This window comes from Ruegeria sp. O4 (assembly GCF_056535125.1).
This window is the reverse complement of sequence record NZ_JBQERO010000006.1, coordinates 78,609-104,554: the sequence shown is the minus strand read 5'-3', so window position 1 is coordinate 104,554 and position 25,946 is coordinate 78,609. Positions and strand designations below refer to the sequence as shown.

Here is a 25,946-nt window from a genome sequence, read left to right as displayed (position 1 = left end):
CGCAAAATCCGGAGGGGCTGAAGTGACCATTACTGCTGCATTGGTGCTGTTTGCCGTCATCTGGTTCATGACGTTGCTAGTGGTTTTGCCCATTCGCATCAAAACTCAGGGTGACCTGAACGATATCGTTCCGGGCACCCATGCGGGTGCGCCGGAAGTCCATCATCTGAAGGCAAAGATGTGGATCACCACCGCCATTGCTGTGGTTTTGTGGGCTATCATTGCCGGCATCATCATTTCCGGTGTGATTTCAGTGCGGGACTTCGACTGGCTGAACCAACTGGAGCCGCGCTAATCTGTGTCAGACCTTTTGGCCTGACACAGCATGAAAAATATGGGTGAATGTCGCCGCGCCAAGGATCGGGATCACCAGATTCAACAGCGGTATCGACAGCGGAATGGCCATCAGGGTTCCAGCGACCCAGATCGTGGTCGAATGCCTGGCTCGCAATTGGCGTGCGCCATCCCGTCCGATCCGGCGCATTGCAGCCAGCGTGAAGTATTCCCGCCCCAACAGGAACCCGTTCATGGCCCAGAAGATGAAGGGCGCAAACGGGGTGAAGATCGCATAGAGGATCAGCGCCAGCAGGTTTGCGACAATCAGCACGCCAAGAAAGCTGAGGCCGTCCAACAGGGCTTCTGACACCGGGATGCGTCGTGCAGGTGGTAAGGCTGGAAAGTGCTTGTCCTCGACGGCCTGTGCCACTTCGTCCAGAAAGATCGATGTGATGGCTGACGCCACCGGCACCATCAGGAAAACAGGCAGGATCAGGACGAGAACGATACCTGAATAGTTCAGAACGTCGTTCAGCCACGGGACAGCTCCGACAAATGGCAGCGAGATTTCACTGCCTGACAACAAGTTGATCAACCTGATCGCACCCGCACAGGCGAGACCCAGCAACAGGATGGTCAAACCTACACCGCGCAGCAGAACGGCGCGGAATTTGGGGTCTCCGATCTGGCCGAGCGCGCTGAAAAAGGCGTTCAGGATGATCATTCTGTGATCCATTCCGTCAAGGCTGCCACATCGGGCCGCGGGCGTTCGGGTGGCGCTGTTCCCTCGGTGGCGATATGTATCAGCCCGGCGACACGTTCGTTGTCGGCAAGCCCAAAGGCGTCGACGCAGAAGTCGTGGTCATGGGTTTGCCAACCCGATAGCCAGTTTGCGCCCCAGCCTGCGGCCAGCGCGACATTCAGCAGGGCCAGACAGACCGCGCCCGCAGAATAGGTTTGTTCGATCGCGGGTATTTTCTCGGACGGTTTTTGTACTTCGATCACGGCTACGGCCAGATGCCCCATGTCGAACTGGCTGCGCGCTTTTGAAATATCTTCCGGACTTTTGTTCAGCCGTTGCCCGCAGGCCTCGGTCAAGGTTGCCAACCGTGCCATGGCCCCCTGTTCCAGAACGATAAATCGCCAGGGTTCCAGTTTTCCGTGATCGGGGCTGCGTGCGGCTGCGGTCAGCAGGGGGCGCAATTCGTCCCGTGTCGGAGCCGGGGCAACCAGTGTCTTGGCGGGTCGGGACCGGCGCGACTGCAAAAACTCCAGAGCAGCGGGGTTTTTCATGGACATATGTTAACTTCCTTTACATCACGTCTCTGTATCTTGGTCGGCATGCCGAGGGTTTCAAGGGCGCGGCGACGGATCGCGTGGATCAATTTCATTCCGCCGCCCATCATGCAAGACTATTGAGGGAAGGGGCGACAATGGCGAAATCCAAACTACGAGATCTGCCGGATCTCAGCGCGCAGGCGCACGCCGGGGCAACGTTTCATCTGAAAGTTATACCCAAGGCCGCGCGCGACCGGGTGGTCGTGAAAGACGGGCAGATCAGGGTATTTGTCACGGCACCGCCTGACAGCGGCAAAGCCAACCATGCGGTTCAGGTGATCCTTGCGAAATGTCTTGGCGTTGCCCCTTCGACACTGACACTCAAGCAGGGGCAAACCGCGCGCAACAAGGTGTTTGTCTATGTGCCCTAAGGCCCCGTTTCACGGATCTGGTAAACACCCTCGGGCAGGTCCAGCGCTGCGGCCAGATCGCGGACCTGTTCGGGCGACAAGGTGATCTTTTGCACCTGGTCGGTTCGCGGATCAAACTGTTCCAGCGTGACGCATTCGGCGAAATTGTTGATCACAACATCCTCTTGCAAAGGTTTTTCACCTTCGTCCACAAGCGTTATGACCGTCGAGTCGAATTCATGCTCAATCGAAAACATAAGGACAGAGTGCAAGCCGTCGACGCGCAATGCAAGACGTTCGTTTCAAAGCATTGTGTGGTTACTCTGAACAGCACGTACTATGTTGAAATCACGGTCAGACCGAGCCGAAGGATGTAACATGCGCAGACGCTTTGTTTTGGTGCTTCCCCTGCTGCTTGCGGCCTGTGCGGAAGGTGCATTGCGCGTGCAACCCGCCGCGGATTGGCTGGGTGAAGGGCCGGAGTCCGAAACCATGGCCCAGACCTTTCGCGAAGTCAGCCAGAACATTGGGGCCGAGGCTCGCAGCCAGTGTTTGAAACAATCAAGGCCTCAGAAATGCGATTTCCGGGTTCTCGTTGATCTGAACCCACGTGCGCCGGCCAATGCGTTTCAGACATTGGACGACCAGAAGCAACCCACCATAATCTTTACACTTGCGATGATCCGTTCCACACAAAATGCAGATGAACTGGCTTTTGTCATGGGGCACGAGGCGGCCCATCACGTGCTGGGCCACATCGCACGGCAAAGCGAAAATGCCAGCGCAAGCGCAACTGAGTTCGGAAAGGCGGAAAAGCTGCGCGGGGGCGACGCCGCCGACATAGAAGAGGCCCAGAAAGTTGGGGCGCAGGTTGGTGTTCAGGCTTATGTGAAGGATTTTGAGCTTGAGGCTGACCAGATGGGCACGATCATTACACATAATGCGGGCTACAACCCGCTGATCGGGGCAAAGTTCTTTGATCGCATTCCGGATCCCGGTGACAGGTTTCTGGGCACCCACCCGCCAAACGCGCAGCGCGTTCACATCGTGCTTGAAACCGCGACACAACTGGGACTGACGCAATGACCGATCTTGTGCGCCTTGGCGTGATTTTGACGGATCGCGGGTCGAAATATGCGGTATCTGGCGCGCCTGTGGCGTCACGCGCGGACGTCGACGCGGTTTTGGACCAACTGAAGTCCGATAAATCCTATGCCAAGGCCACACATAACACCTGGGCCGCCTCTTTGCCGACCGGCGCGCTGAAGGCCGATGATGGGGAGAGCGGCGCCGGTATGGTAATCCTGCGGATGATCGAGCGTGCAGGGCTGGACAATCACGTGATCATCGTCACCCGCTGGTACGGAGGCAAAAAGCTGGGCGGGGACCGCTTTCGCCGCGTTCAGGATGCAACCCGGGCCTATCTGGACCACATCGGCGTCCAATCTTGACCTGTATCAAAGTCTGACCTTCCGGATGCGCTAGGATTTCGTAAAGCGCGAAAGGGAAAGGATATAGCATGCCCACCCGAGAGTCCTTGCGGCTTCATGCCGGATTGGTGGACGATATGGCCAGAATGCTGGACATCGATCTTGAGGAAGCAGCCATTGGCGGCAAGCTATCTGTCGACCAGATTTCTGACGCAGTTCTGCGATGTACCGATTGTCCGAACCCGGATCATTGTCAGGATCTGCTTAAGAAAATGGCGACCGCTGGGCGGACACCTGAATATTGCCGTAACCAGGAGTTACTGCACAAATTGATGCCTTAACTGTCAGGTTCGCCATGCCACGTCTCGGTGAAATCATGGCCCACCTGCGCCTGGTACTGCGGATGGGCGAGGTCACAGGAACCGACCTGGCCGCAGCCTATCGGGACGGTCACCTGAAACATGAGGATTGGGCCGAGATCGTGCAGCAATGCCGAGGCTGTGCCTGGGCCAGAACCTGCCCAGAGTGGCTGGAACGGCGCGAACAGATTGATCATGCCCCATGCACATGCCCGAACCGTGAGCGTTTCAAGGCCATCAAAGCTTTGCAAGCGGAGGACGCGTGATGCCTCGGGATATTCTGGGTGAGGTCGAAAAGCACTTTTGGTTGACGCGCTCTGTCTCGCGAAGCATGGGAATTTCACTGAGCGAAGCAATGGCCGAAGGGCGGCTGTCGCCCGAAGAATACGCCAAACTGGTCACGCGTTGTCGCGCATCGGGCTGTGATGCGCAATGCACCAGCTGGCTGGCTCAGCGGCAGCATCCAGCGGATACGGCCCCGGATTTCTGTGCAAATTCAGAGACACTGAACCGATTAAAAGGTTGATCAAAGGTCTTTGTGCGTTCCATCGCATAGCGGCGCGTTTGCACTGTGTTTGCACCCGCAAAAGAAGACCTTTTTGCTGGTCTCGGCCGTGTATTTCACCGGTTCGAACCCACTGCCTTTATGTGAGCCATCGCAAAAGGGTTGGCGGTTCGATTTTCCACACGCGCACCAGAAATAGGTTTTCCCTTCGACAACCTCGACTGAAAAAGGGGTTTTCTGGGCAATAACGGGTGTGTCTGACATGTGGCTTCTCCGTCTTTGGCTGAAACGTCGCACAGTTTAGGACGATGCAGACAAAAAGGTAGCTGTAATGCCGCAAGGATCATCATTTGGGCTTCGAACTGGCATGGAATCGCTCTTCCTCACGAGGAAGTGACCGTTTCAGTTGCCAGATTGCCGTTCAGCCCGTACTCTGGAAACGGCCCGAAAAGCTGGGCAATATCAGAAAAGTAATAGAGGATTGACGGACATGAAACTGAAACTTGCAGCCGTTGGCGCATTTGCTCTGGTCCTGACCGCTTGTGCGCAGCAGGAAGAACCGACCCCTGTTTACGTACAACCCGACTACGACAAGTATGGCTCGGCCAGCTGCTCGGCAGGCTATGAACTGGCAACAACCGAAGCAGGTCAGACTGTCTGCAACCCGGTTTCTCAGTAAGCTTATCGCAGGCGGTCTGATTGCGGACCGCCTGCACCATTTTCAGGAATTATCGCCGCCATTCATGGCGGTTTATTTCTACCTGCGCTGTAAGGGGTAACTATTCACCCGAGGGCATTATGGGCAGGTTACTGGCGTCAAACGGGTTTCCCCCACAGATCGTATTCCCCCGCCTCGTCCACTTCGACCGTGACGATATCGCCGGGTTTGAGGCTTTCGAAGCCCTCGTCAATGAACAGGTTGCCGTCGATCTCGGGCGCGTCCGATTTGGTGCGGCAGGTGGCGGCTTCGTCATCCACTTCATCGACGATTACTTGAAGCGTTTGTCCGACTTTAGCTTGCAACTTGGCTTCTGAAATGGCCTGAGCCTTTTCCATGAAGCGATCCCACCGCTCTTGTTTGATTTCGGCCGGGACATGATCAGGCAGGTCGTTTGAGCGCGCACCATCCACGTTTTCGTATTGAAAACAGCCGACACGATCCAGTTGCGCCTCGTCCATCCAGTCCAGCAGGGTTTGGAATTCGGCCTCGGTCTCACCCGGGTAACCGACGATAAAGGTCGAACGCAGGGTGATATCGGGACAGATTGCGCGCCAGGCCTGAATTTCGTCCAGAGTTTTGGCCGCTGCGGCGGGGCGGGCCATCCGTTTCAGAACATCCGGGTGGGCGTGCTGGAACGGGATATCCAGATAGGGCAGTATGTTGGACCCGGCGTCCGCCATCAGCGGGATCAACTCGCGCACATGTGGATAGGGATAGACATAGTGCAGCCGTACCCAGGCATCCATCTGACCCAGTTCTCGGGCCAGATCGGTGATGTGGCTGCGCGCCTCGCGGTCTTTCCACGGGTTCACATCGTATTTCCGGTCCAGCCCATAGGCCGAAGTATCCTGCGAAATCACCAACAGTTCACGCACGCCATTTTCGACCAGCTTTTCCGCCTCACGCAGAACCGCATGGGCCGGACGGCTGGCCAGTTTTCCCCGCATATCGGGGATGATGCAGAACTTGCATTTGTGGTTACAGCCCTCGGAGATTTTCAGATAACTGTAGTGGCGGGGGGTCAGTCGAACACTGCTGGCGGGCAGCAGATCAACGAACGGGTCAGGGTCAGGGGGAACGGCGGCGTGAACCGCATCCAGAACCTGCTCGTACTGATGCGGTCCGGTGACCGCCATGATGCGGGGGTGGTGCTCGCGGATGTAATCCGGTTCGGCCCCCAGACAGCCGGTGACGATGACCTTGCCGTTTTCAACCAGCGCCTCTCCGATTGCGTCCAGCGATTCCGCCTTGGCGCTGTCGAGGAACCCGCAGGTGTTCACAATGACGGCATCGGCCCCGGCATAATCGGGCGAAATGCCGTATCCTTCAGCACGAAGCCGGGTCAGAATGCGTTCGCTGTCGACCAAAGCTTTTGGACAGCCCAGCGACACCATGCCGATCGTCGGCTGGTTTGAACGGGGTGTCTCGGTGATCCGGGCGGCCGGAGCCAGGTCAGGGCGGAGGTTTGGCGGGTTCGTCGTCATGGCGCGGCATATAGTGGGGAAAGCTTCCCCTTGCAAATGTGACGTGCGATTTGAATGATCGCGGTAAAGACAAGCCAAAAGGCGGAGAGCAGATCATGAAATGGCTGATACGCATCCTGTTTATTGTTGTGGCGGTGGTTGGGCTGGTCATTGGCGCGCTATTGCTGATGCCCGGCGACAAGCTTGGCGCGATTCTGGCCGAGCAGGTCAAAGCCCAGACAGGGCGCGAACTGACATTGAGCGGCGATGTGCGCCTGTCGTTCTGGCCGGTGCTGGGTATGGAAACCGGGCCGGTGCGTTTTGGGAACGCCAGCTGGGCCGGGCCAGAGCCGATGCTGAGCGCTGATAGCCTTGCCGTGGGCGTGGATGCTGCTGCGCTTTTGAATGGGGATCTGCGGATCAAACGCGTTTTCGCGGAAAACCCGGTGCTGCGGCTGGAGCGTTCGCAAGGGCGCGGAAACTGGGAGCTGAGCGCGCCTGTGACCACCGCGACTGCCACACCGTCTGCGGGGACGGTTCCGGCAGGCGCATCGTCGGCCGTAACTTTGGAAGAGTTGCAGCTAAATAATGCGCGACTGATCTATGTGGAAGACGGTGCCACGCAGATGGATTTTCCTGATGTCACCTTGTCGGCCAGTTGGCCTCAGGTCACTGCGCCGATGGTAATGGAAGCATCAATGCCTGTACCCGGAGGTGCTGTTCAGGTTGATTTGAAGATCCCGGACTTGCCAACTTTTGCCGCAGGGTCCGTAACCGCGCTTGAACTGGCCCTGACTGCACCGGGTGGTGAGATAGGCTTTGACGGCCACGTCAATCTGGCCGGAGAGATGGACGGGACCACAAAGATCACCACCCGAGATACGGAAAAGATGCTGGCGGCCTTCGGTCAGGCGGGTGTGGCTGTGCCGTGGGGATTGGGTAACGTTGCCGATATCTCTGCACAAATGACCTATACGCGGGACGGTCGGATTTCCCTGCGGAGCATGACAGCGCAGTTGGATGGCAACCAGTTCGTCGGAGAGGCGGATATCACCATTTCCGATCCCCCTCAGATCGTCGCACGGTTGGATGCGGGCGATCTTGACCTGTCAAAGATATCCGAAACCGGCGCCGGGTCGGGTGGCGCGTCTCAACCTGCGTCACCAGTTCAGGAAGGCTGGTCAAAAGACCCAATCGACGCATCCGCATTGGCTTTGGCGAATGGCAATATTCGCCTGACGGCCAACTCAATCGCGGTTCCCGGCATGACCTTTGGGAAAAGTGACCTGACGCTGACACTTGATCGCGCGCGGGCGGTTCTTGCCATGCATCCCGCGACGTTGTTTTCGGGTCAGTTGAATGGGCAGGTGGTTGCCAACAATCGCAATGGCCTGTCCGTGGGCGGCAAGGTGACGGCAAGTGAGATTGATCTGAAACAGGCGTTGTCGACACTGGCCGGGGTCGAACGCCTGTCGGGAAGCGCGGCAGGAACCGTTGAGTTTCTGGGTGTAGGTCAGTCTGAGGATCAGATTATGCATTCTCTCAGCGGTAAGGGAAATCTGGATGTCGGGACGGGGGTAATATCCGGTTTCGATCTGGATCGACTTATGGGGCAGGGGACCGGATCAGGCGGGACGACTGTGTTCAACAGCCTGTCGGCCAGCTTCGCCATCGATCAGGGTGTGTTGACGAATAACGATCTGCTTATGTCGCTCAAGAATTTTCGCGCCGATGGTCAGGGGATCGTGGGTCTGGGTGCGCGCAATATCGATTATCTGTTCACGCCCGTAGCTTTGCGGGCCAATTCGGGGCAGGGCATATCGGTGCCTGTGCGTATCGTTGGCCCGTGGAGCAACCCGTCAATCAAGCCGGATCTGACCAAGGTCATCGAAGCAGCGGCAGATGTGAAGGTCAAGGAGCTGGAAAACGACGCGAAACAGAAAGTTTTCGAAAAGGTTGGAAACGAGCTGGATACCACCATCACGGACAGCGATCAGATCGAAGATGCGCTTAAGAACAAGCTTGAAGAAGAGGCGAAGAAAGGGCTGCTCAAACTGTTTGGCGGCAACTGAGCAAGTGTTGCGCTTGGGGCGATCAGATATGCCCCAAGCAGTTTTCTTCAGATGGTCTGGTCGTAATCGCCAACACCGGGTTCGGTTCGGATCACCGCATCGATATCGGCAAAGATCGCCCGCATCTCAGCCTCGCTTTCGCTGCTTTCACAGACGACCACCAGATTGGGTGTGTTGGATGAAGCCCGCACCAGCCCCCAGCTGCCATTGTCCAGAATGACACGTGCGCCGTTCACCGTAACGACCTCTTTGATCGCACGGCCAGCAAATGTCTCACTAGCTTCGCTTTTGGCAACGAGCTTGTCGACCAGACGCTGCAGGATATCGTATTTTTCGGTATCTGCTGCATAAGGTGACATGGTGGGCGTTGACCATGTTTTGGGCAGCGCCTTGCGCAGGTCGGACATGCTTTGATCCGGGTTGCGGTTCATCAGCTTGCAGATCTCGACCGCTACGCGCATTCCGCAGTCATAACCGCGCCCGACCGGCTCGGCCAGAAAGTAATGGCCCGACTTTTCGAACCCAGCCAGCGCGCCGATTTCCTTGACGCGCCGTTTCATGTGGCTGTGGCCGGTTTTCCAGTAATCTGCCTTGACGCCAAGGGCCTGCAACTCGGGATCGCTGGCAAACAGGCCGGTAGATTTCACATCTGCGACAAAGGTCGATCCGGGGTGCAGCTTGGCAAGATCGCGGGCCATGATCACACCCACCTTGTCGGCAAAGATTTCTTCGCCTTCATCATCTACGACGCCACAACGATCACCGTCACCGTCAAACCCAAGTGCCAGATCGGCACCGCTGGATTTTACCGTTGCCGCCATGTCATGCAGCATTTCCATCGCTTCGGGGTTCGGGTTGTAATTCGGGAAAGTGTAATCCAGCCGATTATGGCTGGGGACGACCTCAACCCCCATCCGTTCGAAGATTTCGGGCGCAAAGGCCGAAGCGGTGCCGTTTCCGGTTGCGCAGACAATCTTTAGCGGGCGGGACACTTTGAAATCACCGACGAGGTCGTCGATATACGCTTCCTTCACGCCCTCGACGAATTCCCAAGATCCACCCTCATGCGTCTGACCTTCGCCGTTTAGAACGATGTCGCGCAATTCAGACATCTCGTCGGGGCCGTGTGTCAAAGGGCGGTCAAAGCCCATTTTGACCCCAGTCCAGCCGTTTGGATTGTGGCTGGCCGTAACCATCGCCACGGCCGGTACATCCAGATGAAACTGCGCGAAATAGGCCATTGGGCTAAGCGCAGGGCCAATGTCTTTCACGCGGATACCGGCCTGCATCAATCCCAGGATCAGGGCGTTTTTGATCGCCAGTGAATAGTCACGATAATCGTTTCCTACGGCGATCACGGGTTCGATCCCGCGCCTGCGCATTTGGGTACCCAGCCCAAGGCCCAGCGCCGTCATGCCCGGCAGGTTGATCTCTTCCGGATATTTCCAGCGGGCGTCATATTCGCGAAACCCGGTGGGTTTGATCATCGCGTCACGCAGAAAGCTCCAGGTATTTGGTGTTACCTCGGGAATTGGTTTGGTCATAACAAGTCTCAGTCGTTAAATCTGAATAGGATCAGCTTTGGCCAGCGCATCAAAGCGCATCAAAGTGTCAATGAGTTGGGGCATCTGATCCAACGGAATCATGTTGGGCCCGTCCGAAGGAGCATTGTCCGGATCCTGGTGTGTTTCAATGAACACCGCGCCAATACCCAGCGACACGGCGGCGCGCGCCATGACCGGAGCAAATTCGCGTTGCCCACCCGAGGAGCCACCTTTTCCGCCCGGTTGCTGCACGGAATGGGTCGCATCCATCACTACTGGATACCCGGTCTGGGCCATTTGCGGCAGGGACCGCATATCAGCCACCAGTGTGTTATAGCCGAACGAAGTGCCACGTTCGGTCAGCAGGATATTATGATTCCCCGTGCTTTCGATCTTGGACACGATATTGGGCATCTCCCACGGCGCGAGAAACTGACCCTTTTTCACATTGACCACAGCGCCCGTATTGCCCGCAGCCAGCAGCATATCCGTCTGGCGGCACAAAAACGCCGGGATTTGCAGGACGTCTACCGCCTCGGCGGCGATGGCGCACTGCGCTTCGGTATGAACATCGGTCAGGACCGGAATGCCCATTGTCTTGCGGATGCTATCCAGAACCTGCAACCCGGCATCAATGCCCATGCCGCGCTTGCCGGACAGTGAGGTCCGGTTCGCCTTGTCATAAGATGCCTTGAAGACATATTGCGCACCGGCTGCATCGCAGGCCTCTTTCATCTTGCCAGCAATCATCTGTGCGTGGTCTGCCGTTTCAAGCTGGCAGGGGCCCGCAATGATAGTCAGCGGAAGGTCGTTGCCGACTGTCAGGTCGGAGATTTTTACATGTTTCATGAGTCTTATGAGGATACCTGTTCACGAAGGACCGACGCGGTAAGCGAGATCATGAGGTAGATACCAGCAAACAACAGGAATGCCAAAATCGTATTTTCGAACTTGCGCGGATAGCTGGGTTCCTGACTTGGGATCGGGTTCACCGAGACGGTCAGGTAACGCACCTGCCGGTTAGCTTCGGATCGGGTCGATTCCATTTGCTGCATTGCCGTTTGCAGCATCATGTCCCGTGCCGCCAGATCCGCCTGAGCGATCTGGATGCGCACGCTCAACCGCGCCAGCGAATTTTCGCCATCGGAAGCATCCTGCATCTCGGCATTCAGTTGTTCCAGCACCTTTTCAAGCCGGGCAATGTCAGCCTTGACGCCGTCGACCTTGGCTTTGTTCGGGCGCAGGTTGTCTTGCAGGGCGGCAAGTTCAAGCTCTTTGTCCTGCACCAATATCTCGATCTCGTTGATGCGGGCGCGCAGGCTGGCAATGACATTCTCGGGGTCCAGCACCGCCCCTTGAAGCTGAAGCTCGATCAATTCCTCCTGCGCCTGCCGCCGCGCCTCCTGCGCCGCTTCAAAGCTTTCCAATGCGTCGCGCATCTGGTCTTCGCGCTTCTTGCCGGACAGGGCATTCACCCGATCTTCGGCGTAAGAGATCAAACGCTCCGAGAACTCGGTCGAGGTCTGTGCGTCTGGTGCAACAACCTCCATCCGGATGACCCCTTCGGTTGGATCATACCCGATTGTGATCATGCGTTTGAACAGCTTGTATGCGTCTTCCAGCGTGGCGTCGGGTGATAGCCTTTGAATCGGATCAATCACTTCCTGCTTGAAGACATCAGAAAAACCGGCGTCCCGATCCAGCAGTAACAAAGCCTCTTTCGATTCCAGGAAAGATTGAACCGAGATTGAATCTTGCGTGGTGGCGAATTGCGTTCCAGCGAGCAGCCCGCCGATGGAACCCGGCCCGCCATCGGCTTGCAGGATCAGAAACTCGGAATCGCTGGCATACATCGGGGTGGCGATGCGATAGAAATAAAACCCCACAACAAAGGTCGGAAGGAACACAAAGGCGGCCAGACGCGCGAACAGGCCAAACAGTTTACGCCTGCGTCGGCGCGCGATGTCCTTCTGAATCTGACCGATTTCAAGGTTCCGCCGCTCAGCCGGGCTGAGCTCGGGTCCCGGAAGGTTTGGCGTGCTTGCGCCTATGGATTGCGGCAACTGAATGCTGATCTTGTCTTTGACCTTCGAACTGTCGCCCTGTCCCGAGGGCTTTGCCGCGGCAAGATCAAGAAGGTTCGTGCGCTGAAACGGATCAATGCCTTTCTTGCGCAGCAAGCGCACCGCATCATAGTCCGATGTTGCCGCCAGTCCGTGTTTCTGCGCGAGTTTACGCGCAATACGCAACTGGCGGCCTGTCAGGCCTTCGCGCTTGATGTCGTCAATTTGCGTGCCTGGCTGGGCCTCGGCCGCCGGTGCCTGACCTTGCGTCGCGCCCCGTATGCGCGAGATTGCATCCGCTCGCGCCTCGGCCGAATCGTCCACCTGTCGATTGCTGCGCCAGTTGTACTTTCTAACCTTGGGTTTCGTAGTCATATAGCTGCTTTGCCTCTTCCAAGGAGTCAAACATGTACAATTGCCCGTCCAGCAGAACGGCGGCCTGCTGCGCGAATTTTTCCAAAACAGTCGGGCTGTGCGACACGATCACCAATGTCGTGGTGCGCAACCTTTCCTTCAGGATCGCCCCTGCCTTCTCGTTGAATTCAACATCTGTAGACGCCGGCATCCCTTCATCGACAAGATACATGTCGAAATCCAGCGCCAGCATCAAAGAAAACGTGAATCGAGACCGCATCCCCGAAGAATAGGTGGACAGCGGCTGTTCGAAATATTCACCCAAACCGCAGAGCCATTTGCAATACGCCTCAACATAGTCCGGATCCATGCCGTAAATCTTGGCGATGTATCGCGCGTTCTCAAGCGCCGACAACTTGCCGGTTACACCCCCGGTGAAACCCATGGGGAACGAGACCCGGCATTCGCGGCGGATCACGCCCTCGTCGGGTTTTTCCAGACCGGCCATCATGTTGATCAGCGTGGTTTTGCCAGTACCATTCGGGGCCAGAACGCCCAGCGACGTGCCCAGTTCGACACGGAACGAGACCCTGTCCAGGATCACCTTGCGGCGCGTCCCGGTCCAGAAGGACTTGCTGACATTGTCGAACTCTAGCATTCGGGGCCTGCTGCTCGTTTCCGTTGTGTCGCCGCGCTTTCAGGCGGTCAGAAAGGATGGTTTTTACCGTTCCATGTTGGCTACATTATGTCGAATTATGAAACAAATGTTCAATGCGTTGCTGCCGACCCCTCAAACAACTGATCGGTTGTCGGCAATTCCGCTGCACTTCTAGAAATCTACCGCACCATTATTATGTGGTTTCACACCTGATCCTTGCAAAACAGCTTTGGGAGGTTTTGCAACAAGATGAAAGATTTAGATGGCGAAATCCGCGCGTGCCGCCTGTGCGCCGCGTCCTTTGCGCAAACCAAAACTGCCCATGAACCCCGCCCGGTGGTTTGGTTTCGGCGCGGGACACCCATCCTGATCGCAGGGCAGGCACCGGGTGCGCGCGTGCACGAGTCGGGGCAGCCCTTTACTGACCCGTCAGGCGATAGGCTGCGCCACTGGCTTGGGGTCGATGAACCTGTTTTTTATGATCGTGACCTTGTGTCGATTGTGCCCATGGCATTCTGTTTCCCCGGCTATGATGCCCGCGGCGCGGACCTTCCTCCGCCCGCGATATGCGGCAAAACCTGGCATGACAGGGTGATGCAGGAACTGGGGCAGGTGCCGTTGACGGTGTTGGTCGGTGGTCATGCGCATAAATATCATCTGGGCGCGCGAGGGTCGGTGACGGATACCGTTCGGAACTGGCAGGACCATGCGCCGCGGGTCTTTGCCTTGCCTCATCCGTCCTGGCGGAATACGGCATGGGTAAAGAAAAACCCGTGGTTCGAGGCAGAACTGCTGCCGGTTCTGCGCGCGCGGGTCCAAGAGGTGCTGAATGACTGAAACCACAGCGTTGGACACGGCGCATGCCGCGATGCTGGCAGATCCGCAGAACGATGCTGCCCGTCTGCGGTTTTTTGAACGGCTTGCAGATAGTGAGCTGTTTTTGATGCTGACCGAGGAAGCGATGGGCGAAAACATCTCGCCCGAGGTGTTCGATGTGGCCGACGGGCGCTTTGTGTTGGCGTTCGACCGCGAGGAACGATTGGCGCAGTTTGCCGGGAGGCCTGTGCCTTATGTTGCGCTGTCGGGGCGTGTGTTGTCGGGGATGCTGGCAGGGCAGGGTATCGGGCTGGGCCTGAACCTGGAAACTGCGCCATCATCCATGCTGGTGCCTGCCGAGGCCCTGGGCTGGTTGGCCGAAACGTTGCAGCATGGCCCCAAAGAGGTCGAGGAAAAGCTTGCCGAGTTCATGCCGCCCTCCGGTCTGCCGGACAGCCTGTTGACCGCCCTTGATGCAAAGCTGGCAACTGCTGGCGGGCTTGCCAGTGCGGCCTATCTGGTCGCCACGAAATCCGAAGCGGGCGCTCAGGGTCATTTGCTGGGGTTTGTCGGTGCGGTCGAAGGGGCCGAGCCAGCGCTGGCCAGGGCAGCTTCAGAGGCGTTGACGTTTTCGGGGATCGAAGCGGGGGCGATAGATGTCGGGTTCTTTGCCACAGATGACGCCGCTGCCGCGCTGCTGGCGAAGACGGGGCTTCGCTTTGACCTGCCCGAACCGCAGGTTGCAGATCTGGTACGCGAGGTTCCGGGCAGCAATCCCGCGAAACCGCCAATTCTGAAGTAACGACCAAAAGGCAAACACGCGGCGCATATTGCGCCGCGTGGTACCAGGATCGGACGCTGCTATTCCGCAGCAGCTTCCAGTTTGTCCTGCGTACGTGTTTCGAAATCACTGGCGTCGTGACGCTCGTGAAGCTGCGTGTGCGGCTCGCCAAAGGCGCGGTTGACCATACGGCCACGCTGAACCGCAGGCCGTGCGTCAATCGCCTTGGCCCAGCGCACCACGTTCTTGTAGGATTCCGCGTCAAGGAACTCTGCCGCGCTATACAGACGGCCCAGAACCAGTTGACCGTACCACGGCCAGATCGCCATGTCGGCAATCGTATATTCCTCGCCCGCGATATAGGTCTTGTTCGCCAGTTCCCTGTCCAGAACGTCCAGCTGGCGTTTTGCCTCCATCGCAAAGCGGTTGATCGGGTATTCCCACTTTTCGGGCGCGTAGGCGTAGAAATGGCCAAACCCGCCGCCCAGATAAGGGGCGCTGCCCATTTGCCAGAATAGCCAGTTCATGACTTCGGTCCGTTCCGGCCCGGACGCGGGCAGAAACTCTCCAAACTTCTCAGCCAGATGAAACAGGATCGAGGCACTTTCAAACACCCGAACCGGCTTGTCGCCAGAGCGATCCCAAAGGGCCGGAATTTTCGAGTTTGGGTTGGCCTCGACAAACCCTGAACCGAACTGGTCGCCATCGCCGATGTTGATCAGCCAGGCGTTGTATTCAGCACCTTCGTGACCCAATGCCAGCAACTCTTCCAGCATTACCGTGACTTTGACACCGTTGGGCGTGGCAAGGGAATACAACTGCAAAGGGTGACGTCCAACCGGCAAGTCCTTGTCATGGGTTGCTCCGGCAATAGGTCGGTTAATGTTGGCGAACTGTCCGCCACTTTCACTGTCCCATGTCCAGACTGCTGGTGGGGTATACGAAGATTGGTCGCTCATTTCTTGCCTTTCATGCCTTTGTCCGGGCCGCGTTCGATGCAGTCTTACAGGTAGTGTTGCAATCCGCCGAGTCCAACCCAGCTTTTCCGGCATAATTTGTAATAATCCGCGACCAAACTCTCACGTTTGCTCGAGAGGGGTCACAGCGGCGCGAGGAGGGCTACGAACAGAATGGGAATCGCATATTGTTTTGCCAGACCTGCCATCACGGCGTCACCGATACCGCTGGAACGAAAAGGATAAACTACATGAAACGCTTTGCTTTGACCTTTGCTGCGGCCATGGCCCTGGCCGTTCCGGCATTTGCCGGGCCGCAATATATTGACGGCACAGGGTTTGCCGTCTCGGGGTATGATGTTGTCGCCTATCGCAACCTGGATCAGGTACCGGTAGGTCAGCCACAGAACGAAGGCGTGCGTGGCAATGCCAGCATTACTGCCGAATACAATGGTGCAACCTGGGCATTCTCGTCCGAGGAAAACCGCGACAAATTTCTGGAAAACCCGGCCTATTATGCGCCGCAATATGATGGGCACTGCGCCTATGGCGTGTCGCGCGGTGGCAAGGTTCCGGCAAACCCGAACTTGTGGCGGATCGTTGACGACAAGCTGTATCTCAACATCACGGATGTGGTCGTCGGGTTCTTCGAAGAAGACATTCCGGGCAACATCAACCTTGCTGAAGGCAACTGGCCGGGTATCGAGCCGTCTGACGCCTCGACCAGCGTGATCCCGAAATTTACCTCGGAAGGTCCGGTGAAAAACTGACCTGGCCGCAAATGCACAAAGCCCGGCTTAACCAGCCGGGCTTTTTCGTTCAGCCAGCAAGCCAGAACTGATCCCGTATCGTCTGGTCGGCGTCAAACCGGATCCTGACGCTCTTGGCACCCGGAAATTTGCGTTCTCGGATCGTATCGGGAATGACGACTTCCCCAGCGCCCGTGTCGCTGGATTGAAAGCTCAGGATTTCCGCTGTGGTGTGCCGCGCACTGGTCAGAACGGTCGTTGGCAAAGCCACACGATTTGCGCCCTGATTAACCGGTGTCGTGACGAAGTAGGTCAGGTGTCGCCCAAAGCATCCGACCGCGTCGGGGACATGGTCAGCAACACCGCTGCCACATTTGGGTTGAATACCAGGCTGACTGTTCATATGCGACAGCACTTGCCCCGGATTCAGCATTGCCTCACAGGCGGCAATATCCTCTTGCGGAAGCTCGATGATACGTTTTTTCAACCGTGCCCGACGTGGTTGCGGCGGGCCAGCAGCGGCACCGCCCTTTGTCGCCAGCCCTTCTTTGCGCAGAAAATCATAGGCTGCCTTGGCGCGCGAAAACCCGGAACTGTCGCCTTCCTTGTGATCAGGATGCGTGTGAAAGGCGATGTGACGCCAGGCCTCTCGTATTTCACTGGAATTGGCAGACGGGTTTAGGCCCAGATCTGCCAGGGCATCCGTGCGTGCCCTAACCTTATCGACAGGTTCCATACTCAAAACACTCATTAAAAACTACACAGCCCTAGTGTTGCCGAGGGCATGGTTTTGTCAAATTTCATGGTTGATTGAGAGGGAAGCTGACAACAATCGCGATGCGAAGATTCTATTGTTCCGCAAAGGTGTGAATTCGCGGATACGACTGTGAAACAGGTCACGCATAAGAAAAGGAAAACGCCCGGGAAAATTCGTAACCCGGGCGAATCATTGGATTTTTCAGTTGTCAGGCGACGTTTTGAAGATCGACTTGTGGCGTAATTCCAAGGGCAAAGCACACATCGCGCGTCAATTCCGGGCGGTTGAGGGTATAGAAATGCAGCTTGTCCACACCACCTTCGATCAGGTCCGAGCACAACTCGGTGCAGATCGCAGTTGCCAGCAGATCCTCTCGCCCGTCGCGCACGGCCTTTTCAAAGGCTTGTTCGACCCAATCGGGAATATGTGTGCCACAGCTTTTGGCGAACTTGCGCGCACCTGCCCAGTTTTCTATCGGCAGAATGCCCGGAACGATCGGTTTGTCGATACCCGCCTTTGCGCAGGCATCACGGAAACGGAAGAAGGTTTCGGCCTCGAAAAAGAATTGCGTCAGCGCTTCGTCAGCGCCCGCGTCAAGTTTGGCCTTCAGCCAGTCCACGTCTGCTGACATGTCGGCGGCTTCAGGGTGCTTGTCAGGATAAGCCCCGACACGGATGCTGAACATTTCGGTTTCAGCCAGCGCCTCAATCAACTCAATCGAACTGTTAAAGCCTTCGGGGTGCGGTACGAACCGATCATGCCCTTTTGGCGGGTCGCCCCGCAGGGCCACGATGTCCTGCACGCCCGCACGTGCGAATGTGTCGGCGATTTCCAGCGTTTCCTGCCGCGAAGCGTCAACACAGGTCAGGTGTGCAGCGACCTTCAAACCAGAGGATTTATGCAGGGTTGCGACCGCGTCGCGCGTCAGTTCCCGGGTCGTACCGCCTGCACCGTAGGTGACGGATACAAAACGGGGCTCCAGCGGTGCCAATGTCTGGACCGTATCCCAAAGGCGGAAAGAAGCCTCCAGAGTTTTGGGCGGAAAGAACTCGAATGAAATTTCGGGTTTGGACATGGCTGCCTCACTGGATCAACTGACTATCTTGTGCCATGACGGGCATTGTGAGACAAACTCATATTATTCAACAACAACATGAACGATACTTGAGATGCATATTGAATTCCGGCACCTGCGTACCATAAAGGCGATCCATGAATGCGGTGGGTTGGCGCGCGCTGCCGACCAGTTGAACATCACTCAATCCGCATTGAGTCATCAGATCAAAGGGTTGGAGGATCAGGCCGGGGTCGAGCTGTTTCTGCGACGTTCAAAGCCGATGAAGCTGTCAGCCGCCGGTTTGCGTCTGCTGCGGTTGGCCGAGCAGATCCTGCCGCAGGTCGAGGCGGCACAGAATGAGTTTTCATCGCTGCGGGACGGGCGTACCGGGCGGATGCATATCGCCATCGAATGCCACGCGTGTTTCGAATGGCTGTTTCCGGTTCTTGAATCTTTCAGGAAATCCTGGGGCGACGTGGATGTCGATATCCGACCCGGTCTGGCCTTCGACGCCCTGCCAGCCTTGCAGAAGGAAGAGGTTGATCTGGTGGTCTCATCCGATCCCGAAGACCTGCCGGGTGTCGAGTTTGTGGAGCTGTTTGACTACAACCCCGTCTTTGTCGCTGCATCAGCCCATCCACTGGCGGAAAAAGCCTATGTCGAGGCTGAGGATTTCCGAGGCCAGACCCTGATCACCTACCCGGTGGAACGCACACGTCTGGATGTGTTCAGCCAATTGTTGATCCCTGCACGGGTCGAACCCGCCTCGATCAGGCAGGTGGAACTGACAGCTGTCATCCTGCTTCTGGTGGCCTCAAACCGAGGCATCTCGGTTCTGCCGGATTGGGTCGTGCGCGAGGTCAAATACAACTCGGACTATGTGACCCGCCCCCTGACCAAAGAGGGGATCACGCGTCGCCTTTATGCAGCGGTCCGTTCAGAAGATCTGGACAAGCCCTATGTGCAGGAACTGGTGAAACTGGCCCGCGAAGAGGCGCGCAAGCTGCAATCCCGGTAGAGGCGTTTTCTGCGGGTCTGTTATGCACATCATTCCTCTTGGCAAGGAAGCCTTGCGGCAGTATACGCGCGGTTTGACCGGACAGGAGCCTTTTTACAATGGTTGGCAGTGCAAATCTCAACATCATGATCAAGGCCGCGCGCAAGGCGGGGCGTTCTTTGGTCAAGGACTTTCGTGAAGTCGAGAATCTGCAGGTGTCGATGAAAGGCGCTGGTGACTTTGTGTCTAAGGCCGATATCGCGGCCGAAGCCATCCTGAAGGACGAGTTGCTGGGCGCACGCCCGACCTATGGCTGGCTGGCTGAAGAGGGTGGCTCCATCGACGGAGAAGACCCGACCCGCCGCTGGATCGTTGACCCGTTGGACGGCACCACCAATTTTCTGCATGGCCTGCCGCACTGGGCGATTTCCATCGCGCTGGAGCACAAAGGCAAGATCGTAGCCGGCGTGATCTATGACGCCGCCAAGGATGAGATGTTCTTTGCCGAAAAAGGCGAGGGCGCGTGGATGAACGACACCCGAATTCGAGTGTCGGGGCGTCACCGCATGATAGAATCGATCTTTGCAACCGGCCTGCCCTTTGGGGGTCGTTCTGACCTGCCTGCAACCCTGCAGGATTTGGCGCGTCTGATGCCCGCTTGCGCCGGTGTGCGCCGTTGGGGTGCTGCGGCGCTTGACATGGCATATGTGGCTGCGGGCCGGTACGAAGGCTTCTGGGAACGCCGCCTGAACGCGTGGGATGTCGCCGCCGGTATCATCATCGTGAAAGAGGCGGGCGGCTTTGTGCAGGCCCTGAACCCCGAGGGTAACGCGCTGGAAGATGGTGAAGTGATCTGTTCGAATGAACCAATCTTTGATCAATTCGCCAAAGTGATCCGGGGCTGATCGCCCACAGGCGCTAACTTAAGCGATCCATAAATCAGTCTTGCTCTGTTTTGGAAGGCGTAGGACTGGTTTCATTCCCGAGTTAAAGGGCCGGAGCGGGCTTGTTTCCGTTCATGGTGATGTAGTTGACATTTGGGTGGCCGCACGGGAAGCCGGTGCCTGCCGACGCAGCCGGAAGGTCGCGGTCTCCCAGTCACTTTTGCGGCTTGCCAGCATCATAGGCCCTATGGCCATTCACTATCGTCCGCTTCGGCCTGCGCAGCGTCTGCCGAGATCACGGTTTGTATGACGTTGGTGTATTGAAGCGGCCCCGCGGGAGTGCAAGCTGGCTGGAAACAACATGCCAGATGCTTTTGGCGGATAAGATCAAGATCTGGTCACATGACCGTTCGGTTGCCTCATTGGTTGACGGAATAACGGTCATGGGACCCAGAAAGAATGGTCAGGCGTGGCGATTACATATCGTTGCGGGGCGACGGACATATTCCGGGCCATTGAGGTTACCGACGGGCATAGTGGTGAATGCCACAAGCACTTTCCGGTTCATACCGGGGATATTGCCGATGGTGCCCGCGCCAATGAGAGGCCGTCGCGGCTGGAGTATATTTTGGAGAGCGGTGCCGATTTCATTGTCCGCTCGGGATGGCCCGCGTATCAACAATCGTCACCAAATGGCGATGTGTTCAGCATGACATGTACAAGTTCGGCTAATACTGGCTTTGCCGCGAAAGCCAGAGACCGGCGAAGCGCGAGTGGATGGCCTCGCGGAAGGAGAACCTGCTTCCCATAGAGTACTTCCACACTTTGTCGTCACGCTGCCAGCCGATCCCGAGCACCACGTCTGGACATGACAGCCGTGCAATGGGGCCGCTGCTATCCTTCCAGGTGCTTGCTGATGCGCCAGGTCGATTCTCAGATCACCTCTCCAGTAAGTCCCGCAGACGAAAGTACCAGATCGCGGCGGTGCCGTAATATGGGTGCAAGCGATGAAAGGGGAGTTGCTTCATCCGGTCCGCCGGCAACGGCAGAGGGATGGAAGAGTTCGCCAGATGGGCACCAATTGCCGCCCCCTATGCACTGCCAAGCGCCAGACCTCTGCCATTATACCCCAGTGCGGCCGTGACTCCGGCAGCCGGTTGATAGATATGAGGCAGGTGGTCCAAATTCATTGCAGCGCGTCCAGACCACATAAATTCCAACTCTTGATTTTCCAGAGAAGGGAAAAGCGCCTTCAAGTCAGCATGGATACGTTTGAAAGAGTTCGGCCCGCGTGGTTCTGCAAAATGTCCTCGCCCCCCCACCATGAGACGGTTCCCCGGGCCAATCCGAAAATAATTAGCGATACGCCGAGTGTCCGATACAACGCAGCCTTCGGGCAAGATTGATTGGCTAATGCTTTCGGGCAGAGGCTTTGTGGCCACCTGAAAACTGTTGGCGGGCACCATTGTCTGGCGCAATCCGGGCCACAGGTGGCTTGTATAGCCGTTGGTCGCCAGCACCACCTGATCTGCTTTGATCTGCCCTTGCTCGCCTACCGACAGTTTCCATCCCGCTCCATCTGATTGTATCCGGGAAACAGGGCTCTTGCCGTAAATCTTACACCCGGCATCCGCAGCCGCTTGTGCAAGCCCGGTGGCATAATTCAGCGGGTGCACACAGCCAGCCCTCCGGTCTTTCCAACCTGCAACAAACCTTCTTGAACCCGTCTGACGAGCGACCTGCGCAGCATCCAGCCATTCGACGGAGGCCCCCCGCTTTTCCCATTGCTGCATCCGGCTTTGCAAAGTGGGGATATGCGAGGTTTTTACAGTTGTCTGAATCCAGCCGTCCTGGCGGTGGTCACATTGGATGTTATGCCTATCGATAATATCAAACACATGTTGCGCAGCACCGCCGACAAATTCGGTGGTTGCCTCGCCATACATGCGGTCCAGCTTGTCAGGATCGTACTTGAGGCCGGGAATGACCTGACCACCATTTCTCCCACTGGCACCAAATCCAGGTTGCTCAGCTTCAACGACGATGACGTTTGCACCCGCTTCAGCAAGAGAAAGAGCACAGGAGAGGCCAGTGTAACCTGCGCCTACGATCGCGACATCAGCCTTGCAGTTGCCGGCCAAAGCGGGGAATTTTGGGGTGCTATTTGCCGTAGCGGACCAGATAGAGTCTAGCATTGCGGTCAAACTCCGAATCTCAAAATACGGTCGTCAATTTGCGTTCTCTACCAGGAAATAGAGCTTGCGGACGTGGGAGTGGATTGCCCAGGTGCCTTTCCAACCTTTGGGCAGGGCAAGAAAATCATTCGCGCCAAGGGTTACGGAACGGCCACCATCGGCATCAGTGATCGTCGCCGAACCAGACAGAATGTGACAGTATTCTGCCATGCCACTACGGTCTGCGGTGAACTCGCCCGGAGTGCATTCCCAGATACCGATCTTGGTATCGCCTGTTGGCGATGTGTAAACGTGCGCAGTAGCTTACTGTTGCCCCGGCGTCAGGGTTGTCGGTTTGGGTCTGTAGTCGCCAACTTGGATCGCATCGAGATCTTTCAGGCCAACAAGATTGAACATTGTTGTTCTCCGTAAATGTCATTGGGGCAGCGGCTGGATTTAACCAGCATCATTTCACCCTTGTTCAGGGTGTGTGACCCGCCTTAGGAATTCCTGGGTGCGCGGATGTGTTGGATTTCGCAAAACTTCCTGCGCCTTACCCTGCTCAGCGATTTGACCCTTATCCAGGAACAGCACGCGGTCAGCGACTTCCCGGGCAAATTGAATCTCATGGGTCACCACAAACATGGTCATGTGCTCCTCAGCGAGGGCGCGCATAACCTGTAACACCTCGCCGACCATTTCCGGATCAAGTGCCGATGTTGGTTCGTCGAGCAAAATGGCTCTGGGTTGCATAGCCAAGGCCCGGGCAATAGCGACCCTTTGCTGTTGCCCTCCGGACAGCGAGGCAGGGTAGGCGTTGATTTTTTCGGCTAATCCGACCCGCTCCAGATATCCGATTGCGCGATCCCGCACCTCGGACTTGTCCTGTTTCAGAACATAAAGCGGCCCCTCCATGACATTCTCCAAAGCCGTTCGGTGGGGGAAAAGGTTGAAACGTTGGAACACCATAGCCACTTGCGCTCTAAGTTGGTGAATTGTCGGTGATGCGACATCGACACGCTTCCCATCGATCAGAATGTCACCTGCCTGGTAAGATTCCAGACCGTTTACGCACCGGAGCATCGTTGATTTACCAGAGCCCGAAGGCCCGATAAGGCAAACAACTTCGCCCACTTCGACATTGGCGTTGATACCTTGCAACACGTTCAGTGAGCCGAAGGATTTATGAACCTCCTTGAATTCGATCATTTTGCGTCGCCCATTTTGTTTTCCATTCGCCGGTTCGCGATGTTCAGGGGGATGGTCAAGCTCAGGTAAAGCAGCGCAACCAAAGTGAAAATTGTCATGTTGTCGAAGGTTGAAGAAGCCAGTGTTTTTCCCCGCATGGTCAACTCGGCAACTGAAATAACAGAGACCTGTGAACTGTCTTTGAGTAGCATGATCGTATTGTTGCCATAGGGTGGCAGGACAATTCTAAACGCCTGCGGCAGTACCACTCGACGCATCATCATACCGTGCTTCATTCCGATGGCTTTTGCCGCCTCTACCTGGCCGCGGTCTACCGCCTCTATCCCCGCACGAAAGGTTTCGCCGATATAGCAGGAATAGGTCAGCGCCAACCCGATGATGCCAGCCTGAAACGCGGTAAGGTCGATGCCGATTTCGGGCATCACAAAATAGATATAGAACAAAACCACGAGGATCGGGATGCCGCGTATGAATTCTGTCAGATACCGAATACCTTGAGCAAGGACTGGGATTCCTGAAGTTCTGAGCAGAGCCCACAATAATCCCAACAAGGTTGATAAAAGCAGTGCAAGCACTGTGACGGCAATTGTAAGCTTCAATCCACTCCAAAGCAGAGGTAGATACTCGATCGAGCGTTCAAGAAAGGTTGACATTGGCGCTGTTCCTACGGTCGTAGCGCTGGCACATCACTTGGTGAGCTGCCAGCGCCCTCTTGCTGGATAGGGAAGTTTCTCAAAGGCCGTATTTGTTGAAGATGGCCTTTAGCTCACCCGAATTCTGCAACTTTGCTAACGCCCCGTTCACCTGTTTCAGCAGCTCGGCATTTCCTTTGTCTACAGCCAACCCGACTCTGCCCGGTTTCATTGGTTCATAGCCTTCAACCAGACGAACACCCAGATTGGGATATTGTGAAATCTGGTATCCGACAATGGGGCCGTCGCCGAAACCCGCTTTGATCCGACCAAGTTGAACGTCGCGCATGATATCTACGATCGAGTCATACAACTTGATCTCGCCGAATCCCCCAATCTCCGCCAGGGAATCCGCGTACACAGTTCCAACCTGCGCTCCAATCACCTCGCCCGCTAGATCGTCTCGCGTATAGTTTTCAGGGTTGTCCGCAGCGACGAACATGGCGTCCCCATAGCTGTAGGGGCTGTCTGAGAAGTCAACGACCTCTGCGCGTTTGTCGGTGATCAGCATGCCCGCAGAGATAAGATCAATCTTTCCTGTGGTCAGCGCGGGAATGAGTGCCGAAAACGCAGTAACTTCAAATTGCATCTCCATTCCGATTTCCGCACCAATCGCATTTGCAATGTCAACCATGGCTCCTGTCGGTTGTCCGGTTTGGATATCAACAAACGTAAACGGCACACCCGTGGTCGTTACCCCGGCATTAAGAGTTTCCGCGAAAGTGCCGTTCGCAACAGACAGCCAGGTCGCTGCAGCGAGTGTGGTAAGTATTTTCATGTTCATGAAACTTCTCCTTGTTGGTTCTTCACTGTTCTGAGGTCCTGCGGACCCACCTGACAGGTCAACATTCCTCGAGTGTAGATGAGATTGAAAAATTTTCGACATTCTTTCATTAAAATGAAATATTATGCTTATGCGGGCTTCTTCCACGGTCAATGTGAAAAGCTGGGTGTATTTCATGGACATGAAGAGTGGTGGAAGGTATTCTTCGTATTCAAGCAACGAAGAGAGCGTGTCTTTATCATTATGCCAAACAACTCAAATCACTCAGCAGCGGCTGCAACGGATGGAGTAAGCGAAGACGTGCGACTTGGTCGCGCGATACGCGATCGGCGTAAAGAACTGGGACTTACACTGACTTATATCTCTGACGAGGCAGGGATATCGGTGGGCCTTCTCAGCCAAATCGAAAGGGGGTTATCATCGCCGTCGGTTCGGGTCTTGCGCTCGATCAGTGGCGCGTTGCGGTTGTCGGTACTACAGCTGTTCAGTGTAGATGAAAACGAGGCGGCAGATGATGAGAGCTATATCGTTCGGGCCAATCACCGCAGGTCAATTGATCTCAGCAGTAAAGGGGTGTTCAAGTCCTTTTTGACAGCGCACGACGAAGGTGAATTACAGGTCATGGATCTAGATCTTGAGCCGGGTGGCGGATCAGGTGATGAACCGTATTCTCATGCCGGTGAGGAATGCGGGGTCGTGATTGAAGGATGTCTGGAAATATCGATTGATGGCAGGCCGCATATCCTGAACCAAGGGGATTCATTTCATTTTGAAAGTAGCCTCCCTCATCGGTATCGAAACCTTGGCGAGGGAAAATGCAGGGTTATCTGGGCAACGACTCCTCCAATCTGGTAGTGTTGAGGCAGGGTGTTCAGCAATGAACCGCTCAACGTCAAACTTTTTTCGGAGCTTGGGCAACGCACCTGGCTGCTCGGAGCGAAATCTGACACCTCAGGT

At 56.3% G+C, this 25,946-nt stretch carries 31 protein-coding genes and 2 pseudogenes; 16 read left to right on the top strand and 17 right to left on the bottom strand.

The genetic code is table 11. The features are described from left to right. Nucleotides 1-22: 22 nt before the first annotated feature. A complete protein-coding gene (locus ACR0J7_RS09740) occupies nucleotides 23-295 on the top strand; it encodes a DUF1467 family protein (protein WP_267364249.1) in 273 nt (90 codons plus the stop codon). 6 nt (nucleotides 296-301) lie between these two features. On the opposite strand, the gene ACR0J7_RS09735 is transcribed toward ACR0J7_RS09740, so the two are convergent. Then, entirely contained in the window at nucleotides 302-1,012 is a 711-nt protein-coding gene (locus ACR0J7_RS09735) for an EI24 domain-containing protein (RefSeq protein ID WP_480899400.1), read from the bottom strand. Beyond that, nucleotides 997-1,575 (bottom strand): nitroreductase family protein, encoded by a 579-nt coding sequence (locus ACR0J7_RS09730; protein WP_480557776.1) that lies wholly within the window; start codon nucleotides 1,573-1,575, stop codon nucleotides 997-999. The genes ACR0J7_RS09735 and ACR0J7_RS09730 overlap by 16 nt, the downstream gene beginning before the upstream one ends. 134 nt (nucleotides 1,576-1,709) lie before the next feature. Between ACR0J7_RS09730 and ACR0J7_RS09725 the strand changes: the two genes are divergently transcribed. After that, nucleotides 1,710-1,985 (top strand): DUF167 domain-containing protein, encoded by a 276-nt coding sequence (locus ACR0J7_RS09725; RefSeq protein ID WP_480899402.1) that lies wholly within the window; start codon nucleotides 1,710-1,712, stop codon nucleotides 1,983-1,985. Here ACR0J7_RS09725 and ACR0J7_RS09720 read toward each other — a convergent pair. Further along, nucleotides 1,982-2,221: a hypothetical protein gene (locus ACR0J7_RS09720; protein WP_267364243.1), complete on the bottom strand. Its 240-nt coding sequence runs from the start codon at nucleotides 2,219-2,221 to the stop codon at nucleotides 1,982-1,984. The genes ACR0J7_RS09725 and ACR0J7_RS09720 overlap by 4 nt on opposite strands. A gap of 121 nt (nucleotides 2,222-2,342) precedes the next feature. Between ACR0J7_RS09720 and ACR0J7_RS09715 the strand changes: the two genes are divergently transcribed. From ACR0J7_RS09715 to ACR0J7_RS09695, 5 genes are all read left to right on the top strand, one after another. Continuing rightward, a complete protein-coding gene (locus ACR0J7_RS09715; protein WP_480773755.1) occupies nucleotides 2,343-3,050 on the top strand; it encodes a M48 family metallopeptidase in 708 nt (235 codons plus the stop codon). Continuing rightward, nucleotides 3,047-3,415: a YigZ family protein gene (locus ACR0J7_RS09710; protein WP_480773754.1), complete on the top strand. Its 369-nt coding sequence runs from the start codon at nucleotides 3,047-3,049 to the stop codon at nucleotides 3,413-3,415. The genes ACR0J7_RS09715 and ACR0J7_RS09710 overlap by 4 nt, the downstream gene beginning before the upstream one ends. A gap of 68 nt (nucleotides 3,416-3,483) precedes the next feature. Continuing rightward, on the top strand, nucleotides 3,484-3,735 hold the full coding sequence (locus tag ACR0J7_RS09705) for a DUF6455 family protein (RefSeq protein ID WP_267366457.1): 252 nt from the start codon (nucleotides 3,484-3,486) through the stop codon (nucleotides 3,733-3,735). A gap of 14 nt (nucleotides 3,736-3,749) precedes the next feature. Beyond that, a complete protein-coding gene (locus tag ACR0J7_RS09700; RefSeq protein ID WP_267366459.1) occupies nucleotides 3,750-4,019 on the top strand; it encodes a DUF6455 family protein in 270 nt (89 codons plus the stop codon). After that, on the top strand, nucleotides 4,019-4,279 hold the full coding sequence (locus ACR0J7_RS09695) for a DUF6455 family protein (RefSeq protein ID WP_480487616.1): 261 nt from the start codon (nucleotides 4,019-4,021) through the stop codon (nucleotides 4,277-4,279). Before ACR0J7_RS09700 ends, ACR0J7_RS09695 begins: the two co-directional genes overlap by 1 nt. Here ACR0J7_RS09695 and ACR0J7_RS09690 read toward each other — a convergent pair whose 3' ends face one another. Continuing rightward, complete coding sequence (locus ACR0J7_RS09690; protein WP_480773753.1) at nucleotides 4,280-4,522, bottom strand: CDGSH iron-sulfur domain-containing protein; 243 nt, start codon at nucleotides 4,520-4,522, stop codon at nucleotides 4,280-4,282. It abuts the gene before it with no gap. 226 nt (nucleotides 4,523-4,748) lie between these two features. Here ACR0J7_RS09690 and ACR0J7_RS09685 point away from each other — a divergent pair, with 226 nt between their 5' ends. Beyond that, nucleotides 4,749-4,937 carry a hypothetical protein gene (locus ACR0J7_RS09685; RefSeq protein WP_209504738.1) on the top strand — a complete coding sequence of 63 codons (189 nt, stop codon included), beginning with the start codon at nucleotides 4,749-4,751 and terminating at the stop codon, nucleotides 4,935-4,937. Nucleotides 4,938-5,074: 137 nt separating this feature from the next. Here ACR0J7_RS09685 and rimO read toward each other — a convergent pair whose 3' ends face one another. After that, the gene (gene rimO / locus ACR0J7_RS09680; RefSeq protein ID WP_480914050.1) at nucleotides 5,075-6,463 is read right to left on the bottom strand and encodes a 30S ribosomal protein S12 methylthiotransferase RimO; all 1,389 of its coding nucleotides are present in this window, start codon (nucleotides 6,461-6,463) and stop codon (nucleotides 5,075-5,077) included. A 95-nt stretch (nucleotides 6,464-6,558) separates the two neighbouring features. On the opposite strand from rimO, the gene ACR0J7_RS09675 reads away from it, so the two are divergent. Beyond that, nucleotides 6,559-8,514: an AsmA family protein gene (locus ACR0J7_RS09675; protein WP_480487621.1), complete on the top strand. Its 1,956-nt coding sequence runs from the start codon at nucleotides 6,559-6,561 to the stop codon at nucleotides 8,512-8,514. A gap of 47 nt (nucleotides 8,515-8,561) precedes the next feature. Here the strand turns inward: ACR0J7_RS09675 and ACR0J7_RS09670 are convergent, their stop codons facing one another. From ACR0J7_RS09670 to ACR0J7_RS09655, 4 genes are read right to left on the bottom strand one after another with little or no spacing between them, the layout of a single operon-like run. Beyond that, nucleotides 8,562-10,058, bottom strand: coding sequence for a phosphomannomutase/phosphoglucomutase (locus ACR0J7_RS09670; protein WP_480539276.1), 1,497 nt, complete (start codon nucleotides 10,056-10,058; stop codon nucleotides 8,562-8,564). 15 nt (nucleotides 10,059-10,073) lie between these two features. Further along, complete coding sequence (kdsA, locus tag ACR0J7_RS09665; protein WP_480487624.1) at nucleotides 10,074-10,907, bottom strand: 3-deoxy-8-phosphooctulonate synthase; 834 nt, start codon at nucleotides 10,905-10,907, stop codon at nucleotides 10,074-10,076. A 5-nt stretch (nucleotides 10,908-10,912) separates the two neighbouring features. Then, the gene (locus tag ACR0J7_RS09660; protein ID WP_267364356.1) at nucleotides 10,913-12,496 is read right to left on the bottom strand and encodes a capsule biosynthesis protein; all 1,584 of its coding nucleotides are present in this window, start codon (nucleotides 12,494-12,496) and stop codon (nucleotides 10,913-10,915) included. Continuing rightward, nucleotides 12,474-13,133 (bottom strand): ABC transporter ATP-binding protein, encoded by a 660-nt coding sequence (locus tag ACR0J7_RS09655; protein WP_209504732.1) that lies wholly within the window; start codon nucleotides 13,131-13,133, stop codon nucleotides 12,474-12,476. The genes ACR0J7_RS09660 and ACR0J7_RS09655 overlap by 23 nt, the downstream gene beginning before the upstream one ends. A gap of 249 nt (nucleotides 13,134-13,382) precedes the next feature. Between ACR0J7_RS09655 and ACR0J7_RS09650 the strand changes: the two genes are divergently transcribed. Next, on the top strand, nucleotides 13,383-13,970 hold the full coding sequence (locus tag ACR0J7_RS09650) for a uracil-DNA glycosylase family protein (RefSeq protein ID WP_267364354.1): 588 nt from the start codon (nucleotides 13,383-13,385) through the stop codon (nucleotides 13,968-13,970). Continuing rightward, nucleotides 13,963-14,751: an SseB family protein gene (locus tag ACR0J7_RS09645; protein ID WP_480482184.1), complete on the top strand. Its 789-nt coding sequence runs from the start codon at nucleotides 13,963-13,965 to the stop codon at nucleotides 14,749-14,751. The genes ACR0J7_RS09650 and ACR0J7_RS09645 overlap by 8 nt, the downstream gene beginning before the upstream one ends. A gap of 59 nt (nucleotides 14,752-14,810) precedes the next feature. Here ACR0J7_RS09645 and yghU read toward each other — a convergent pair whose 3' ends face one another. Continuing rightward, the gene (gene yghU, locus ACR0J7_RS09640; protein ID WP_480482182.1) at nucleotides 14,811-15,689 is read right to left on the bottom strand and encodes a glutathione-dependent disulfide-bond oxidoreductase; all 879 of its coding nucleotides are present in this window, start codon (nucleotides 15,687-15,689) and stop codon (nucleotides 14,811-14,813) included. Nucleotides 15,690-15,937: 248 nt separating this feature from the next. Here yghU and ACR0J7_RS09635 point away from each other — a divergent pair, with 248 nt between their 5' ends. After that, nucleotides 15,938-16,456, top strand: coding sequence for a YHS domain-containing (seleno)protein (locus ACR0J7_RS09635; protein ID WP_480482180.1), 519 nt, complete (start codon nucleotides 15,938-15,940; stop codon nucleotides 16,454-16,456). Nucleotides 16,457-16,505: 49 nt separating this feature from the next. Here the strand turns inward: ACR0J7_RS09635 and ACR0J7_RS09630 are convergent, their stop codons facing one another. Beyond that, nucleotides 16,506-17,171 (bottom strand): J domain-containing protein, encoded by a 666-nt coding sequence (locus ACR0J7_RS09630; protein WP_267364348.1) that lies wholly within the window; start codon nucleotides 17,169-17,171, stop codon nucleotides 16,506-16,508. Nucleotides 17,172-17,400: 229 nt separating this feature from the next. Next, entirely contained in the window at nucleotides 17,401-18,267 is an 867-nt protein-coding gene (gene metF, locus ACR0J7_RS09625) for a methylenetetrahydrofolate reductase [NAD(P)H] (protein WP_480773748.1), read from the bottom strand. 94 nt (nucleotides 18,268-18,361) lie between these two features. On the opposite strand from metF, the gene ACR0J7_RS09620 reads away from it, so the two are divergent. The 3 genes and pseudogenes from ACR0J7_RS09620 to ACR0J7_RS09610 all read left to right on the top strand — a co-directional run. Next, nucleotides 18,362-19,267 carry a LysR family transcriptional regulator gene (locus ACR0J7_RS09620; protein ID WP_480482174.1) on the top strand — a complete coding sequence of 302 codons (906 nt, stop codon included), beginning with the start codon at nucleotides 18,362-18,364 and terminating at the stop codon, nucleotides 19,265-19,267. A gap of 98 nt (nucleotides 19,268-19,365) precedes the next feature. Beyond that, nucleotides 19,366-20,151 (top strand): inositol monophosphatase family protein, encoded by a 786-nt coding sequence (locus tag ACR0J7_RS09615; protein ID WP_480773747.1) that lies wholly within the window; start codon nucleotides 19,366-19,368, stop codon nucleotides 20,149-20,151. 720 nt (nucleotides 20,152-20,871) lie between these two features. Next, a pseudogene (locus tag ACR0J7_RS09610) lies at nucleotides 20,872-20,978 on the top strand (transposase zinc-binding domain-containing protein); the annotation flags it as partial. A 243-nt stretch (nucleotides 20,979-21,221) separates the two neighbouring features. Here ACR0J7_RS09610 and ACR0J7_RS09605 read toward each other — a convergent pair. The 5 genes and pseudogenes from ACR0J7_RS09605 to ACR0J7_RS09585 all read right to left on the bottom strand — a co-directional run bounded on the left by ACR0J7_RS09605 (nucleotide 21,222) and on the right by ACR0J7_RS09585 (nucleotide 24,989). Continuing rightward, on the bottom strand, nucleotides 21,222-22,325 hold the full coding sequence (locus ACR0J7_RS09605; RefSeq protein ID WP_480914046.1) for an NAD(P)/FAD-dependent oxidoreductase: 1,104 nt from the start codon (nucleotides 22,323-22,325) through the stop codon (nucleotides 21,222-21,224). Nucleotides 22,326-22,358: 33 nt separating this feature from the next. Beyond that, nucleotides 22,359-22,595, bottom strand: a pseudogene (locus ACR0J7_RS09600) (cupin domain-containing protein); the annotation flags it as partial. Between the two features lie 180 nt (nucleotides 22,596-22,775). Beyond that, complete coding sequence (locus tag ACR0J7_RS09595) at nucleotides 22,776-23,513, bottom strand: amino acid ABC transporter ATP-binding protein (RefSeq protein WP_480557754.1); 738 nt, start codon at nucleotides 23,511-23,513, stop codon at nucleotides 22,776-22,778. Next, nucleotides 23,510-24,166, bottom strand: a complete 657-nt coding sequence (locus tag ACR0J7_RS09590) for an amino acid ABC transporter permease (RefSeq protein WP_480899412.1) — start codon at nucleotides 24,164-24,166, stop codon at nucleotides 23,510-23,512. Before ACR0J7_RS09590 ends, ACR0J7_RS09595 begins: the two co-directional genes overlap by 4 nt. Nucleotides 24,167-24,245: 79 nt before the next feature. Further along, a complete protein-coding gene (locus ACR0J7_RS09585; protein ID WP_480616676.1) occupies nucleotides 24,246-24,989 on the bottom strand; it encodes an ABC transporter substrate-binding protein in 744 nt (247 codons plus the stop codon). Between the two features lie 114 nt (nucleotides 24,990-25,103). Between ACR0J7_RS09585 and ACR0J7_RS09580 the strand changes: the two genes are divergently transcribed. Beyond that, a complete protein-coding gene (locus ACR0J7_RS09580) occupies nucleotides 25,104-25,844 on the top strand; it encodes a helix-turn-helix domain-containing protein (RefSeq protein WP_480914044.1) in 741 nt (246 codons plus the stop codon). Nucleotides 25,845-25,946: the final 102 nt, after the last annotated feature.